The organism is Streptomyces sp. DH10, from assembly GCF_029813805.1.
Lineage (GTDB): Bacteria > Actinomycetota > Actinomycetes > Streptomycetales > Streptomycetaceae > Streptomyces > Streptomyces coeruleofuscus.
Genome location: NZ_JARVKU010000006.1, coordinates 389906 through 405503, shown reverse-complemented (window position 1 = coordinate 405503; position 15598 = coordinate 389906). Strand labels below are relative to the sequence as shown.

Annotated in this window: 15 protein-coding genes and 1 pseudogene; 13 read left to right on the top strand and 3 right to left on the bottom strand. The window is 70.1% G+C overall.

Annotated elements, in window-relative coordinates; genetic code table 11:
• Positions 1 to 30: 30 nt before the first annotated feature.
• The 11 genes and pseudogenes from QC385_RS16320 to QC385_RS16265 all read left to right on the top strand — a co-directional run bounded on the left by QC385_RS16320 (position 31) and on the right by QC385_RS16265 (position 9214).
• Positions 31 to 501 carry a single-stranded DNA-binding protein gene (locus tag QC385_RS16320; protein ID WP_279542029.1) on the top strand — a complete coding sequence of 157 codons (471 nt, stop codon included), beginning with the start codon at positions 31 to 33 and terminating at the stop codon, positions 499 to 501.
• A 134-nt stretch (positions 502 to 635) separates the two neighbouring features.
• Positions 636 to 1753: pseudogene (locus tag QC385_RS44245) on the top strand (DNA-processing protein DprA).
• An 8-nt stretch (positions 1754 to 1761) separates the two neighbouring features.
• Positions 1762 to 2985, top strand: coding sequence for a hypothetical protein (locus tag QC385_RS16305; RefSeq protein WP_279542027.1), 1224 nt, complete (start codon positions 1762 to 1764; stop codon positions 2983 to 2985).
• Between the two features lie 84 nt (positions 2986 to 3069).
• Positions 3070 to 3702, top strand: coding sequence for a hypothetical protein (locus tag QC385_RS16300; protein ID WP_279542026.1), 633 nt, complete (start codon positions 3070 to 3072; stop codon positions 3700 to 3702).
• Positions 3699 to 4244, top strand: coding sequence for a DUF6248 family natural product biosynthesis protein (locus tag QC385_RS16295; RefSeq protein ID WP_279542025.1), 546 nt, complete (start codon positions 3699 to 3701; stop codon positions 4242 to 4244). The genes QC385_RS16300 and QC385_RS16295 overlap by 4 nt, the downstream gene beginning before the upstream one ends.
• Entirely contained in the window at positions 4241 to 5143 is a 903-nt protein-coding gene (locus QC385_RS16290) for a Mom family adenine methylcarbamoylation protein (RefSeq protein WP_279542024.1), read from the top strand. The genes QC385_RS16295 and QC385_RS16290 overlap by 4 nt, the downstream gene beginning before the upstream one ends.
• Positions 5144 to 5220: 77 nt before the next feature.
• Positions 5221 to 5673, top strand: coding sequence for a hypothetical protein (locus tag QC385_RS16285; RefSeq protein WP_279542023.1), 453 nt, complete (start codon positions 5221 to 5223; stop codon positions 5671 to 5673).
• Positions 5674 to 5696: 23 nt separating this feature from the next.
• Positions 5697 to 6731: a phosphoadenosine phosphosulfate reductase gene (locus QC385_RS16280; protein ID WP_279542022.1), complete on the top strand. Its 1035-nt coding sequence runs from the start codon at positions 5697 to 5699 to the stop codon at positions 6729 to 6731.
• Positions 6732 to 6778: 47 nt separating this feature from the next.
• Complete coding sequence (locus QC385_RS16275) at positions 6779 to 7117, top strand: hypothetical protein (protein ID WP_279542021.1); 339 nt, start codon at positions 6779 to 6781, stop codon at positions 7115 to 7117.
• A 133-nt stretch (positions 7118 to 7250) separates the two neighbouring features.
• A complete protein-coding gene (locus QC385_RS16270) occupies positions 7251 to 7967 on the top strand; it encodes a hypothetical protein (RefSeq protein ID WP_279542020.1) in 717 nt (238 codons plus the stop codon).
• A gap of 332 nt (positions 7968 to 8299) precedes the next feature.
• A complete protein-coding gene (locus tag QC385_RS16265; protein WP_279542019.1) occupies positions 8300 to 9214 on the top strand; it encodes a replication-relaxation family protein in 915 nt (304 codons plus the stop codon).
• 205 nt (positions 9215 to 9419) lie between these two features.
• Here QC385_RS16265 and QC385_RS16260 read toward each other — a convergent pair whose 3' ends face one another.
• The 3 genes from QC385_RS16260 to QC385_RS16250 form a co-directional block, all read right to left on the bottom strand.
• Positions 9420 to 10004 carry an RDD family protein gene (locus tag QC385_RS16260; RefSeq protein ID WP_279542018.1) on the bottom strand — a complete coding sequence of 195 codons (585 nt, stop codon included), beginning with the start codon at positions 10002 to 10004 and terminating at the stop codon, positions 9420 to 9422.
• A 131-nt stretch (positions 10005 to 10135) separates the two neighbouring features.
• Positions 10136 to 11440: a hypothetical protein gene (locus QC385_RS16255; protein ID WP_279542017.1), complete on the bottom strand. Its 1305-nt coding sequence runs from the start codon at positions 11438 to 11440 to the stop codon at positions 10136 to 10138.
• A 106-nt stretch (positions 11441 to 11546) separates the two neighbouring features.
• A complete protein-coding gene (locus tag QC385_RS16250; protein WP_279542016.1) occupies positions 11547 to 12980 on the bottom strand; it encodes a hypothetical protein in 1434 nt (477 codons plus the stop codon).
• A gap of 1332 nt (positions 12981 to 14312) precedes the next feature.
• Between QC385_RS16250 and QC385_RS16245 the strand changes: the two genes are divergently transcribed.
• Together QC385_RS16245 and QC385_RS16240 are read left to right on the top strand one after the other, a co-directional pair.
• Positions 14313 to 15245 (top strand): conjugal transfer protein, encoded by a 933-nt coding sequence (locus tag QC385_RS16245; protein ID WP_279542015.1) that lies wholly within the window; start codon positions 14313 to 14315, stop codon positions 15243 to 15245.
• Positions 15242 to 15574 carry a hypothetical protein gene (locus tag QC385_RS16240; RefSeq protein WP_279542014.1) on the top strand — a complete coding sequence of 111 codons (333 nt, stop codon included), beginning with the start codon at positions 15242 to 15244 and terminating at the stop codon, positions 15572 to 15574. The genes QC385_RS16245 and QC385_RS16240 overlap by 4 nt, the downstream gene beginning before the upstream one ends.
• Positions 15575 to 15598: the final 24 nt, after the last annotated feature.

The following is a 15598-nucleotide window of genomic DNA, read 5'->3' as shown; positions in this document are numbered from 1 at the left end:
CACTATTATTTGAAGTGAGAGGTGTTCCACATGACCCCGTCCGTCACGCACGTGACCGGCACCGTCGCCGGTGACGTGGAAGTCCGCTTCACCCAAGACGGCACCGCCGTCTGCCGGTTCCGCCTCACCCAGACCCCCACGCAGTGGGACGCCGCCTCACAGCAGTGGCGTGACCTGGACCCGATTCCCTACATCTGCACCGCCTGGCGGGACCTGGCCAGCAACGCCGCCGAATCGCTCGTCGACGGGGTCAACGTCCTGGTCAAGGGGCGCATCACCGCGATCAAGGACAACTCCATCTATCTGAGCGTCGACGACCTCGGCATCAGCCTGCGCAAGCGCATCGCCTACACCGAGACCAGCCTGCCCAGTCCGATCGCCGCCCGCCCGGTCACCGCTCCCCCGGCGCCTCAGCCCGCCGCCGCGTCCCGACCGGCCACCGGACGACCGGGCAACCCGCCCGCCTGGTGGGAGGACAAGCGGGCCTCCCGCTGGTCCTAGCCCGATCCTCTTCACCGCAGCCGCCGACGGCACTCCCCTTCCCGTCGGCCGCTGACCACTTCCCCCTTCGCCCGCCCCGGCGCGGCACCGGTTCGCCTGCCGGTGCCGCGCCCTGCCCGAAAGGCCCGCCATCCATGCCCGCACACGCCCTGTCCGAACGAGCCGCACGCGCCGCGCTCGCCGCCCACTTCACCCCCGGCCAACTCGCCGCCGAACTCGACGAGTACACACCGGCCGAGGTGTGGGACCGACGCGTCCGCAGCGACGGCAGCGGGCTCCTTGCCTCCTACCGGCCGCGCGAGGAACTCGCCCAAGCAGAGCTGACCTGCCCGTTCATCATCCCCTCGGACGAGGAGTGGCCCACCGCCCTCGCCGACCTGGGGCCCGCCTGCCCGCTGGGCCTGTGGGTCCGCGGCCGCGAGCGACTTGCGCGGCTGACCGACAGCGCCGTCGTCGTGACCGGCAACCGGGTCCCCACCGAGCGGGCCGTCACCCGCGCGGGCGACTTCGCCACCGCCCTCGCCGAGGCCGGTCACACCGTCACCGCCACGCTCGCCTACGGCGTCGACTCCACGCCCACCAGGCCGCCGCCGAGACGGGCCAGGCATCCCTCGCCGTCCTGCCGCGCGGCCTGGACGGTGCCCACCCCCACACGCACGCCCCGCTACTGAGCTCCATCCTCGACAACGGCGGCGCGGCGGTCAGCCTCTACCGGCCCGGCACCGCAGCCAGCGGCGCGACGCTGAAGGCCAGCGCCGTGGTGCTGGCCGCGCTCGCCCGGGCGGTGATCCTCGTCGAGGCCCTGGACCACGTCGAGGCGATGTACGCAGCCGAGATGGCCGTCGAGCTCCACCGGCCCCTGCTCGCCGCGCCCGCCACAGGCGACGTCCGCTCCAGCGGCAACGCCCGCCTGCTCGACGGGCAACTCGCCGTGAACAGCCTGGACCCCCGACTCGCGCTCGCTCTGCCCAACGCGCGCGTGGCCCGCGCCGGCGACGTCGCGGACGGAGACCTGCTCCTGGCCGCGGTCGGGGAGCAGGGAGCCGACTACTTCAACACCCCCTACATCGCCCACCCCGAGCCTTTCGACCCGTCGTGCAAATGCGGCGTGTGCTGCCTCGTCACGGAGCCCGGCGAGGTGGTGGTGCTGTCCCAGGGCGATCCCTGGGAGTCCTGCGATCCGTGGCCCGCCGACGACCTCCTGCTCATCGTCTCCGCCCAGCGGCTGACCGACCGGCCCCTCGAGGAGTGAGAGCCGCCATGTCCCGTACGACGTACACGCCGTCACTGCCCGGCCTCAGCGCCGCCGACGAGGACCTGGACACCATCATCAACTGGGGTGCCGGCGCTGACTCCTCGGCCTACCTCGCCAAGATGCTCACCGCCCCGGACGCGCACGGAATCGACCTCGACCGCACCGCCGTCCTCTACATGGCCACCGGCAGCGAGTGGCCCGAAACCCGGTTCCTGGCCGACGAGTTCATGCTCCCGCTGCTGCGCGAGAACGGCGTGCGCTTCGTCCAGCTGGCGCGCAACGGGCACCTCCAGGCCGACGGCTTCACGGTCCTGGACGACTCCCGCCACCCCGAGCAGCTCATCGCGCGCGGGCCGTGGACGCTGTGGGACGACCAGGAGTCCGTCGGCACGGTGCCCCAGGTGGCCGGCACCCGCAAATGCTCCCTGTGGGCGAAGGGCGACGTCGGCGACTGGTGGCTCAAGCAGGTCTTCGGCGGTCGGCCGTTCCGGCAGATCATGGGATTCAACGCCGACGAGGAGGGCCGCCGTTTCGGCGACCAGGTCACCTCGAAGATGCCCGGGCGTACCGGGGAGTTCCCGCTCATCGACTGGGGCTGGAACCGGCAGCGGTGCGAGGCCTATCTGCTGGAGCGGTTCGGCGTGCACTGGCCGAAGTCATACTGCACGTTCTGTTGCTTCTCCGCCTCCATGGGATCGCTGCCCGCCCACATGGAGCGCATGCGCTCCCACCCGGACATCGCCGGCGAGGTGCTGCGCCTGGAGTACACGGCGATGAGTCTCAACCCGAACGCGAAGCTCTACGGCCGCAAGACCCTCCTGGAGATGTTCGATCCGACCCAGCCGCGGGACCGGGCGTGCCTGGATGCCTTCGAGCGCGAGCTCGACATGCCGTGCGCCCTCTACCACGTGCGCCGCCTGTTCCTGCTGTCCGAGGACGGCAGGCGGCGCCCGGTGAAGCGTTCCACCGAGCGCATCGACCTCGGCCGCCCGCACCAGCTCGCCAGGCGCCTGATCTCCATCTCCGAGCGGCACGGCGTCGACGTCGAGCACGACCCGGTGTACGGGCGCGCCCGGGCCTGGGTCCGCCCCCGCGCCAAGGGCTGGCCGATGGCGGAGGAACTCTTCGCCACCGCGCCCGCCCGGGTGATCGACAAGCAGGACAAGAACTTCGAGCAGGACTGGGACGCCCTCGTCTCGGGCTCCGCCGCCCAACTCCCCCTCGTCTGAACCGCCCCTCACCGCAACCTCCGGAAGGACTTCCCGTGCGCGCACCCATGCCCTCAGCCCCTGCTCCTCCTTCGCTTCTCCGCTGTGCTGTACCTGGCCACGCCGTCCGGAGCTGACGTACGGGCCGTCATGCAGGCCGGACTCCTGGCCTGCATGACGACCCCGGCCCAGGGCAACGTGATCCCGCCCGGTGCCCTGTACGCCTGCGACAACGGCAAGTTCGGCAAGGGATGGCCCGGCGAGCAGGCCTGGTTCGCCTGGCTGACGGCGACCGTCAACCGCTACGGCCCCGACCGCTGTCTATGGGCCGTCGCCCCCGACGTCCCGATGGACGCCGCGGCCACCCTCGCCGAGTCTCTGCCCTGGCTGAAGCCCATCCGCGCCCTGGGCATCCCGGCCGCATTCGCCGCCCAGGACGGCAGCGAGCACGGCCTCATCCCCTGGGACTCGATCGACGTCCTGTTCCTGGCGGGCTCCACTGCCTGGAAGACCTCACCGGCCGCCCACCGGCTGGCCGTTGACGCCCGAGAGCGCGGCCTGGTCGTCCACATGGGCCGCGTCAACTCCCGCCGGCGGCTGCGCATCGCGCAGGCCTTCGGCTGCACCAGCTGCGACGGCACCTACCTCGCCTTCGGGCCCGACACCAACCTCCCCCGCCTCCTGGCCTGGATGAACGAACTCCACACCACCCCCACCCTGTTTGGAGACGAGACATGACGACCCGCCTGCGCCATATCGGCGCCGCGATCATGGGCATCCTCGACCCCATTCCCTCCACCACGCCCTCCCCGATGACCGAGGAGGAAGGCGCCTGGGTCCGCGCGCACGCCTGGACCAAGGGACTGCGCAAGATCGACGACGCCTACCCCCGCGGCTTCCACCGCTGGTGCTCCTGCGAGCGCGGCATCTGCCCCGGCTGTGCCTCCGGGCACCACGACCGGTGCGTCAGCGCCGGCGGCCCCCGCGTCGACGAACACGCCGACACCGTCACCGACGCCCGAGGATTCGTCGTCGCCGTGATCCGGTACGGACCGGGCCAGCGGCCCTGCCGGTGGCTCTGCCCCTGCCCTCACCCGGCGGACGTCGAAGAGACCGCCGACACGGGCAAAGCCGAAGAGACTGCCGACACGGGCAAAGCCGAGAAACCCCCTGCCGCTCAGCACGCCCTGCCCGCGCACCGGCCTGCAGCCGACCCGGAGGGACAGCTCACCCTCTTCACGAGCGGCCCGCAGGAGCGCGGGGACCGGGAGGCACCATGAGGTCCCCGGTACAGGAGACCCTGCCGTTCGAGGACCTGCCGGAGGTGCCGACCGCGTCGCCCTGGTGCCAGCGGTGGCGCGAACGGAGGCACTCCTGGGCGCATGTCCGGGACGGAGGCTTCGACGCCCGCCGCTACACCGTGGACGTCATCCCCGACGAGGAGCCCGCCAAGGGGTTCGTGCTCGCACACCATTACTCCGGCTCGTACCCGGCGGTGACTGTGCAGTTCGGCCTGTACGACGTCGTCGACGGCGAGCGGCGGCTCTGTGGTGTGGCTGCGTTCGGGGTGCCAGTGAGCACCGCCGTCCTCACCAAGCCACTGCCGGAGCTCCGGCCGTACACCGAAGCGCTCGTTTGTTCGCGGTTCGTCCTGCTGGATGAGTGCCCGGCAAATTCGGAGTCGTGGTTCCTCGCGAACTGCCTAAGACGCCTGCTCGCCAGGGGTGTACGCGGGGTCGTCTCGTTTGCGGACCCTGTCCCGCGCCGGACAGCCTCGGGCGTTCTGGTCATGCCTGGGCACGTCGGGACGATCTACGCCTCGACGAATGCCGTGTACGCCAGCCGGGCGACCGCCCGGACGGTGAAGCTCCTGCCGGACGGCACCGTCTTTCACGAGCGCACGGCGCAGAAGATCCGCCGCCAGGAGCAGGGCCACCAGTACGCCGAAGCCCAGCTCATCGCGCTCGGAGCTCCGGTGCCGCGGGCCGGGTGCAACCCGGCCGTCTGGCTCCGGGAGGCCCTAGTCGCGGTCGGCGCCCGCAACGTACGGCACCGCGGAGCGCACCGCTACGTATGGCGGCTGGGCCGAAGCCGGCGCGAGCGCGAGCAGATCAAGCTCGGCCTCCCCGCCCAACGGCCCTATCCCAAGCAGCCAGACCCCGAACTGATCGCGGTCTGAGGGCTGTTCAGCCGCGCAGTCCGTACCGCCCGCCGGGGTCGCCGCCCATTGTCCCGTGCTCCCTCAGGAGGAGACCCATGCCCGCCCTCTGGAATCCGCCGCCGACCCTCTCAGTGCACCAGCTCGAAGGCGTTCCCGTGATCGGCCACGCACACGGCCCCAAGGACACCGCCCCCTGGTCGACGCGGCCCGGGAACCGAACCCGATACAGCATCCACGCCGTCGACACCGCCCAGAGCAAGTTGCTCGTGTCGATCAGCAGCGTCGTCATCGCCGGCGGAGACACCGAGTACCCGCACCCCCAACAAGGCGTCGCCGGCTGGGCTCCCCTCACGCGATTCGACCTCATCCTCCTCACCCATCTGCGCACCAGCGGCTCGTACGCCGGACACCAGTGCCACCACCACATCCGTGCCTACCCCGAGGCACGGCCCTGCTGGCACTGCAAAGCCCGTCCGCCCGAGGCCCAGTGCACCTACTTCACCGTTTCGCAGCCCCACCAGACCGGCCCCGTCAGGGACGCCCGCTAATCCGCCCACCAGGAAGAGGAACCATGTCGCACCCCACCCCCCTGTACTCCGACCCGGTCGAGTTCGCCGCGACCCGGCACCGCATTGTCATCAACCTGTCCGGCGGGAAGGACGGGCTTGTGGCCGGCCTGATCGCGATGGACGCTGCCCGCCAGGCCGGTGTCGCCGACCGCGTCTGGACCGCCCACGCGAGTCTGGGCCCGATGGAGTGGCCCGCCGTCACCGTGGACGGGGTTCGCTGGCCGAGTGCCAGCGAACTCGCAGCACAGCACAGCCAGGCCCTCGGCGTGCCGCCCGAGCGGCACATCGAGGTCCGGCGCAGCCGTGAAGTCGACGGTGAACGGGTGCCATTCGACCTGCTGACTTTCATCGCGGAGCGAGGCGACTGGCCCTGGCTCGGTCGGGCCCGCACCTGCACCGGCCCGTGGAAGACGAAGATGGTGTACCAGGCGTTCACCCCGCAGGTCCGCGCGCTCAGGAAGGAGACGGGCGGCCCGCTGATGTTCGCAAACGTGCTCGGGATGCGGGCTGAGGAAAGCAGGGAACGCCGCAACCGGGAGATGTGGCGCCGTACGACCGACAACTCGGCCCGGGTCGTCGACGAGTGGTTACCCGCCCACCAGGTCACCACCGAGGAGGTCTGGGAGCGCACGATCAGTGCAGGGCTGCCCTACCACTGGTGCTACGACTCGTACCCCGGCGCCAAGGACCGGTGTGGTTCCAGTCGCTGTTCGTGCTCGGCCTGCACCCTGGCCAACCACCGCGATCTACTGCTGACCGCCGGGCGCCGCCCGCGGCTCGCCGAGCTGTGCGCGCTGGTCGAACGCGTCCGCCAGGTGCCGTTCAACCCGAACATCACCATGGCCGAGATCATCGCGCTGTCCCGTCGGCGCGACGCCCCGGCCCCAGGCGTCGAGGTTGAGGAGACCGAGGACTTCGAGCGGATGGAGCGCGACGTCCACGCCGCCTTGCGCAAGCCGCCCACATGGGACTCCAAGGCCCGTACCGGGCCGGGCGAGCTCCTGCACAGCGCCGCCGGGTGCGATGGCTGCAGCTGACCACCACACCGGCGCTCACCCCCATCCGGGAGGGATACTCAATGACGATGACTACGACCCAGCGCATCTTCGACCTCGCTGCGGCGGCACCGGCCAGCCACGGCGAGGACCTGGTGCTGCTCCTGAGCGAGGCGAACGAGCTGTACCAGCAGGGTCTTCAGGACCTGCACCGGGATGTGGCAGCACGTCTCGGCGGGCTGGCCACCGCGGATCTGATGTTCGCCGCGGACACCGCCGGCATGCCCTGTGATCCCTCGCAGGACCGCGACGAGGTGATCCTGCTGCTGGCCCTGGTCGAGTGGGAGATGACGCCCGCCGCCATGGCGTATGCGGAGATGGCCGAGGCCGCCGCGCGTCGCGGTATCTGCTTGGTCCCCGAGGAGTAGGCCGTGAGCCGTGAGCGCGTCGTCGGGGAAAAACCTTGAGCCGCGGGCTGGACCTCCAACCGAAACTCCTGCCATTATTTGCTTTGTGAGTCGGGCTGGCCGGCTCACTGCCGACAGGACGGACGGTTCTGCCATGACCTCGCGCCGTGAGCCTCGCCTGGCCAACGCTGCCGAGATCGCGGCTGAACAGGGCCTGACACCCGCACGGATCACCGGCCTCTATACCGAGCGTGCTGAGAACGCGGCCGGCGAGACATTCCCCGAGCCTGTCGACAAGCGCGGCCGCGCCCGCCTGTGGGACCACGCGGAGGTCACCAAGTGGTTCGCCCACCGGGCGCCGGCACGGCTCGCTGAACACGCACCGCCCTCCCTCGCGCCGGACACGTTGCTGAACGCGGCGGAGGCCTCGAGGTACCTCGGCTACAAGAACTCCAACCAGGTCACCACCTTCGTGCGCGACCACCCCGGTTACTTCCCCGAACCGGACGTCGTCGAAGAGAAGGGCACGGCGGAGAACCCTTACCGCCGCCAGCTCTGGAAGGTGCAGACCCTGCAGAAGTGGATGGCCAGCCGGCCCGGCCGCGGAAGACGAGCCGGAGCCAAGGAGGCACCGCCTCTGCCCGACGTTCCCGTCGACGGCGATCCCGACGAACTCCTGGGGGCGAGCCAGGCGGCCGCCTTGCTGGGGTACAAGAGCGTTGGCTCCTTCTCCAGCAGCCTGTCCCAGGGCAACCTTCCGCTGCTGAAGGAGACCGACGGGGTCGCCGAGAATGCCGGGCGCCAGAACGGTCGTCGGCGGTGGACGCGCCGGCGCATCCTCCAGCAGGCCGCCCAGCGGTCGAGGAAGTAGTACCCGGCGGTGAGCGGACCTCCGCGCACCGCCCCATGAACGCGACAGCCGGCTTTGGACGTTGGTCCCTTGCGGGCCGGGTGTCGCACGATGGCCGGCATGGCGTGGCTCGCCACCACGTCCCGCAGCAGCATCCGCTGCTGCGGACCGGCCATCGCCGATCTTCCAGGGCCGCTTCCGTGTGATCCGTCATGGTCGTCGATGTCCCTGAGCTCACGCAGTCTCGTGGTCGGGGCCGTGGGCCCCGACCACGAGAGCGTTCTTGGGTCGTGACCTTGGTCGGGGCCTCGTGGTCGGGGGTTGGGTCGGGGGCTGAGGGTTGTCTCCTCTCCATGACTCGTTCCACACCAGGTGTTCCGGCCGCCGAGGTGGCCCCGAGCCCCGCTGAACCGCTGCGTCTGCAGGTCCTGACCGCGCTCGCCCTGCACCGCATGGCCACGACCGGCCAGTTGCGGCTCATGCTGCGGCCAGACAGCTCCCGTCAGCTGTTCTCCCGCGTGCTGAACAAGCTGCGTTCGACCGGCTTCGTCGACCTCACCCCGCTGCCGGACTCGAACCGGTCGCGTACGCACGCCTGGTACCTCACCCCAGAAGGGGCTCGTCTGACTCGGGATCTCCCTGTCCTTCGGGGGCGTCCGCCGTACCCCATCACCTCGACAACCGCAGCGTCGCTGAAGACGCCGCACACGCTGACCGTCGTACGGTCCCACCTTCCGTTCGCCGCAGACGCCCGCCAGCTCGGGCACGAGCACGGCCCGTGGGACTGGACCCCTGAGGTGGCTCACCCCATCGGTGAGGGCGAGCGGCTCGTTGCCGATGCCGTCATGCACTACACCGTCGTCGACGGCGAGCACCGGCGGAAGTTGCGCGCGTTCGTGGAAGTCGATCGCAGCACCATGAGCAGCGAGCGCCTGGCCGTGAAGCTGATCGAGTACGCGCGGCTCTTCCAGTACGAAGCCCAGCCCGTCGGCCGACGCAGGTCCGCCTCCACCGGCCCGGCGTGGCTACGCTGGTATCCGGTCTTCCCTCGCCTCCTCTTCGTACTCACCGGCGCTTCCCGGGCCCGGCTGGGCGACCGGATCAGCGATCTGCAGGCGATGGTCGCTCAGCACCCGCTCGTTGCGGCCCTCGCCCGCGAGGTTCAGCTGGGAGCCGGTGTCCTGGAGGACATCGAGGATCACGGTCCATCCGGGTCGGTGTGGGTGCCTTTGACTGGGGGCGAGCCCCGCCCGTGGACCGACTTGTGAGCGTCTTGTGAGGGCCGACCAGGATGAGCTGCTGAGTGGCTGAGTGAGCAGGAGGTGGCCAATCTGCTCGGGTACACCAGCACGGCCACCAAACGAGCGGCGCCCCAGGTATCTGGGGCGCCGCCGTGTTGTTGGAAAGATCCGCTATGCCTTTAGCGACGGGCCGCTGAACGGACCAGCCGTCCCGTCGGGCGCACGGGCCGCCTCACCTCGCCCGCCCGGGAGCAGCTACGGCCATGGTGTCAGCGGTCTTGTCGTGGAGGCACTGCCGGTAGGGCTTGTCCCAGCAGCACCACAGCGGGTTGAGCAGGCTGAGTACCGGGACGATGAAGGCGAACAGCCAAAACAGCTCCCGGCCGAGCGCGCGCACGAATCCCACCCGCTGAGCCGTCTCAAGGCGCACGATCCGTACCCCGCACACCCGCTTGCCCAGGGTCGAGCCGAACTTCCAGGTGGCAAAGGGGAAGTAGAGAACGAATGAGGCGGCGAGCCAGGCGAACAGCACCGTCCTCGCCGTGCCGCCGCCGCCCGCGTCGATCCACATCATGACCGGCATAGCCGATATGAAGTAGACGGCGTACCAGATGATCACATCGAGCAGCCGCGCGCCGAGGCGCGCTCCGAGACCGGCCAGCTGCCCTGCCTGCTCGGTGGTGCCCGGTGCGATAGGCATTCCGTAGCCCGGCGCGTAGCCGTATCCCTGTCCTGGGTGTTGGCGGAACTGCGCGTAGGGGGGCTGAGCGGGGTCAGCCGGGTGCTGGGGGTAGGCGTGGTGCGGCTGATTCGCCATGGTTCCTTCCTCTGGTGGCAGGTGTGTCTGCACGGCTCGTGGTCGGACCGTGCGTGCGGAGTGAGTGGTTGTTCGTCGGTGGAGCAGTCTCCGAAGGTCGGCCCAGACGGCGCGCGGTTCGTAGCCGAACATCAGCGGACTTCGTCACGGGCCGGCGCAGGCAGCAGGTTGTCTCCGGGCCACAGGTCCCGCTCGGCCACCAGTCCCGCGAGGAAGCCGCCGATCCGGGCCAGGACCTCGTCGCGCTGCGCGGGCCCGTGGTCGATCAATTTGCCGGACGCAGCATCAAAGGTGCGGACGTGGCCGTGGGGTCCGGTGCAGATCAGGGCGCGCGCGATTTCCGGCAGGCCGAGGCTCAGGGCGTCGCACTCTCCTGCATGTACGAGTTGCACGACGTCGGTGGTGACTTTCTCCCAGTCGCCGACCCTCGGCCACTCGGCGCCGCCGTCCAGTTCGTGGGTGAGAGTGGAGAGCGGGATGATCTCGCCCGGCTGGCGTCCCTGGGTGAGGCGGTCGTGGATCCGAGCGCCGTCGGGCTGCTGCACCTGGGGGTGGAGCAGGGAGTCGGCGGCGATCAAGGTGGTGTTGATCTCCTGGGCGCCATTGCCGAGGTAGTAGGGCTCGTGCGCGAAGAGCAGATAGACGTCCCTGGTACGGACAGGGTCGGAGGGCTGAGTCTGGGTCATGGGTCGGTATCCCTTCAGAGATGAAGTGCCGGGTGGGGGCGGAGGGGTGGGCCGCCTCGCTGGTTCGAAGCCGGGCGGGAGCGGACCCAACGGGCCTTCGCCACCGCGGGGCTGGTCGGCCTCGCCCGAAGCCGACTCGGCGCGGCTGCGCTCGAGGGTCTGGGCGACTTGGTCGGCCAGTTGGACCATCAGCCGCTCCCGGTCGATGAGCCGAGCCGAGGCCGAGCGAGTGTCCTGGTTCTGGAGCAGGTCGGCGGCGTCCCACAGCAGGTTGTGGCCGATCTCGGCCGAGCGGCGCAGTTCGTAACGGTCGCTGTCAGCGGAAGCCTGGACGATGTAGGTGTGCAGGGCGGCGAGGCGCTGCAGGTACTGGCAGGCGGCGTCTCCTTCGACGCTGCGGACGTGTTCGCGGGCCCGGTCGTCAAGCCGGTCGGGCAGGTGCTCGGCAAGCAGCGGAGCGAGCAGCATCGCGGGGAGCACGACGTCCGTGGGGATGCCGCGGCTGAGGGCGGACAGGGCGGCGAAAAGGCTGATGACGCCCACGAGGACCGCGGAGAGCCGCATGGAGGCGGGGCTCGTGCTGGTGAGGGCGATGCGATGGGCAGGGCGCCTGGTCAGCCAGCGCAGGGCCAGCCGTTGTGACAGCGTCGCGCCTGGGGTGAGCACTCCGATCTGTCGAGGGAGGGCGGGCAGCGTGCCGTCCCCGGGCACGGTCCAGGTCAGCCAGCCCCACCCGGTGCGCTCGTGCACGAGCACGGGTTCACACGTGCCGGTGCACGCGGTGTCGTGGCAAACGTGGCCAGCCAGCAGCGCGCGGGATCGTTCTTTGCCGTCCGGGGTGTGTGGAGCGTGTCCGTCATGAAGTGCTCCCTTCCAGAAGTTCGGTCATTGCGGCCAGGGCGGAGGTGCAGGTGGCACAGCGGCCGTCGCCGTCGGGGTGAGCACGGCGGGGAGTCGGCCCGGGACAGGTGCGGCACAGCGGCCAGTCGAGGCAGGCCGGGCAGAGGTCTTCACCGGGGGCGGTGCCGGGCCTGCCGCAGCCCGCGCATTCGACGAGCGCCCGGTAGGTGATCGCCTGGTCGACCGTGCGGGCGGCGGCGGACGTCGTGGAGGGGTGTGTCGCCCACGAGGCCTCGCCCTGGTCGACGTCGTCGACGCAGGCAACAGGAGGCGGGTAGAGCTGAGCGGAGCGCAGTCGGGCGGCGACGATCGCATCGACAGAGGTGCGGATCCTGCTCGGCAGTGGGCGACTGGTGATGACGTGGCGCAGCTGCTCTGAGCTCCAGCCGGCGTCGAGCATCGCGGTCATGACCCGGCCCTGGTCGTACAAGGCCTTCTCCTGCAGCAGCAGTTCAGGGTGGGCCGACCCGATCGACAGCAGCAGCCGGGTGCCCGGATCCAGATCTCGCGGCGCCGGCGTGACCGTCCCCTTCGCAGCCGCAGCCGAGCGGCCACTCGTGCGCTCGCTGCGGGCGCACGGAGGGACGGACTTGGTCTTCTGCTTGTTGGTCTTCTTACTGATGGTGTTCTTTGTGGGGCGGTCAGCCAACGTAGGGTTATCCAGTCCTGGATTTCCCGACTCTGGTTGTGACCTGGTGTTTTGCAGGGCGGGCAGGTCGGTGATGAAGTATGTGGCCGAGCCGAGGGTGCCGTCGGGGTTGCGGTCGCGCTCTCGCTGCAGGAAGCCGTAGCGCTCAAGCTCCTCCAGTCCGGTCGTCACTGCGTCCACGCCCTCGCGGCCGCGCCGGGCCAGGTCCGCGACCGTCATGTGCCAGCCCTCGCGGTGGGTGCTGATCAGTCCGAACAGTCCCTTCGCCTTGAAGGACATGCGGCTGTCGCGGAACAGGCCGTTGGCGATCTGGGTGAACTGGTCGCCGGCCATCACGCCGCGGCGGATGCCCTTGCCGTAGTCGCCCCGGCCGTCCTTGGGTGCCGGCGTCGCGTGGAGTGCTGTGGCGGCGTCTGCCATGAGGGCGTCGACGAAGGTGGGGTGGTCGGTGATGGAGTAGACGATCTCGCCGAGGGTGCCGTTCGTACGGCGCAAGCGTTCGCGGATCAGGTAGCCGTGAGTTTCCAGTTCCTGCAGTCCGGTGCGTACCGCGTCCCGTCCGTCCGGTCCGGAGCGGACGAGGCCGGCAACGGTCACCTGCCAGCCGTCCTGGTGGGTGCTGATGTACCCGAAGATTCCTTTCGCCTTGTAGCTGAGGCGGCTGTCGCGGAACAGGCCGTTGGCGATCTGGGTGAACTGGTCGGCGGCCATCGAGCCGCGACGGATCCGTGCTCCGTTCATCGCGCGTCCGCAAGTGCGCTGTGCACGCGGCAGCCGGGGCATCCCACACCGCTCACGGAAGCGAGACGGCCGGTGCCTGCGGTCAAGGGGACGTGCGTGAGATCCATAAAGGCAGCTCACCCGTCGACGCCGACCAGGGCGGCGGCCACAACCCCCGACCATCCATCACGATCCGGCAACATGCGCGCTGGGCTGCCGTGGTCGGGTCCGTGGTCGGGCCCGACCAGCCGTCGGTCAGGCGCCAGACGCGCGGCGTAGTCGCTCGGGGCCGCAGGACGCTGGGTTGTTCAGCTCAGGTGTGTCTGGGCCGACGCGGTGCACCGCCGCGTCTCATGTCACGAGGTGTTGCGCGCCCGCCATTGAATGGGTGGCTCGGGTCTGATCTCTTGGCCTCAACGCGAGCCCCTGCCACATCGGCAGGGGCTTTTCCGTGCCTGGCCGTCGGGGCACCGAGGGAGATCCCTTGGGTCGGTGCTTCCTCTGAACGTGCACCTCGTACGTCGAGTTGCGGGGCTAACCCCTGGGTTCGCCATCGTCCTCTTCACCGTCCCGGTCCGGTACGGCGCACCTTTCCGATACAGCTCTTGGAGGAGCAGTGAGTAATAAGCAGGGCATCCCCAGGCTGGATCCGTCCGGCGCAGCGGTCGGTGGGCGTCCGGCACAGCCCTCGCAGAAGGCCGGGGACAAGGCCTCGGAGCGGAAGGACTTCGCGAAGAAGGCCGGCCTGGCTGCGATCGGCGGAGCATTCTCCGGAACGTTCCGTGTTGTAGCTTCCTCGATCCGCGACGCCTTCCTTGGGGATTCCGGGACGGAATGAGGCCGCCCGCTTCAGCGGTCTGGCTACCCGCTGTGCTCCGCGGCCCGCGTTGAATGACGGTCCGATCCCGGCTGCGCAATCAGTGCGCACTGCCGACTGCGCAGTCGCGGGCGGGCCGTTGCGCACACGTTGCGCACCGGGTCGCGGATCGTGCGCAATCGACTTGCGCGTGTGAGTGCGCAGCCCCGCCCGAGGTCCTCGGGATCCGGCTGCGCATCCGCCTGCCGCTGCGCCCCCCTGTGCGGAAGTCCGGTGGTGCGCGCCCGCAGGCTTCATTCGGCGTGCGCACTAGGCGCCGGCCGCCCCGATCGGCGTGCGATCCGCCGTGTCGGAGCGGGGCTCCGTGGGGCGCGAAATGTCGTGGTCGGGTCTGTGGTCGGGGCGACCATGGGCCCGACCACGGGTTTGTGTCCCCTTCGTGATCGTGGTCGGGCCTTCGTGGTCGGTGGTCGGGTCGGGGTCGACGGGTTGTCTCGGGTCAGAAGCAAGAGCTCGCTCTGACCTGGGAGTTTGGAATGTCTCCTGCCAAGCAGGCAGCGGAGAAGCAGGCTGCTCCTCCGACCGCTGCGGGGGCTCGGCTGCAGCAGATGCGGCGCCGGGTCCGCCTGGGCCATCTGGGTGTGTGGGCCGCGGTGGCGGCTGGCCCCATCGCGCTGGCCGTCACCGTGGCCACCCCCGCGACCGTGGTCCGTGCTGCCCCCGCGACGAAGCCGACCACAGTGAAGACGGCCGTGCCGGCCAACCCGGCCGGGTACGCCACGGTGTTCCTCGATGCGTGGCTGCGCAGCCGCTCGGGCGCCGAGACCACTGCGCAGGCCCGGCTTGCGCAGTCGATGGGCCCGGACGTTGATCTTCCCGAGGCTTCGGATGCGCAGCCCGAGCCGGAGTCAGTCGTGGCGGTGCGCAGTGCGCAGCAGACCGGCAAGGCGTGGTCGGTGACGCTGGCTGCGCAGTACGCCGACGGCTCGGTGCGCTACTTCGCGGTGCCGGTCGTCGCCGACTCAGGCGGCGCCTCGTTCACCGTGTCCGGGGCCCCCGGGGTGGTGGCCGGCCCGTCCCGCGCCGAGGGGGCTCGGTCGCCGTACACGGTGACTGTCCCGACGGACGGTGATGTGTCGTCCGCGGCTGGGGAGTTCCTCGCCGCGTATCTGGCGGGTGCCGGTGAGGTCGACCGCTACCTCGCGCCCGGCGTGAGTGTGTCGCCCGTCTCCCCCGCCCCGTACCAGACGGTCACGGTCCAGCAGGTGCTTGCCGCCGATCAGGAGGCGGCCGCCGAGTCCGTCCCTCAGGACGGGACCCGGGTGCGGGTGATGGCCGAGGTGGAGGCCCGCAACAGTGCGGGGCGGTGGCCGCTGGCGTACGAGCTGACGCTCAAGGCCCGCTCGGGCCGCTGGGAAGTGGCAGGGCTGGAGTCCGGCACTGCCCAGGCGGGAGGTGCCCGGTCATGACCGATGTTTTGCTCGCCGGGAAGCTCGACGACCTTGGCGACTCGTGGATCACGATGTTCGAGAACTGGGCGACCAAGGGCCTGCAGGCCGGGCTGCTCGTCCTCGTCGTCGTCATCATGATCCAAAAGTTCTCGCTGAAGGCCGGGATCGGCGCGCTGATCCTCATGGTGATCGCGCTCGGCCTGTACAACTCGCGCAACGACCTCGCTGACATGTTCGAGGACGAGGTCAAGAACCCGTCGAAGTCGGCGCCCGCCGTTCCCGGCATCGTGCAGGGCGATCCTCCGGCTGCCCGTGATCACTCCGCAGGCGTCGGAGGTTGGCTGTGAGCGCCGCCGCCGCGACCACCGCAT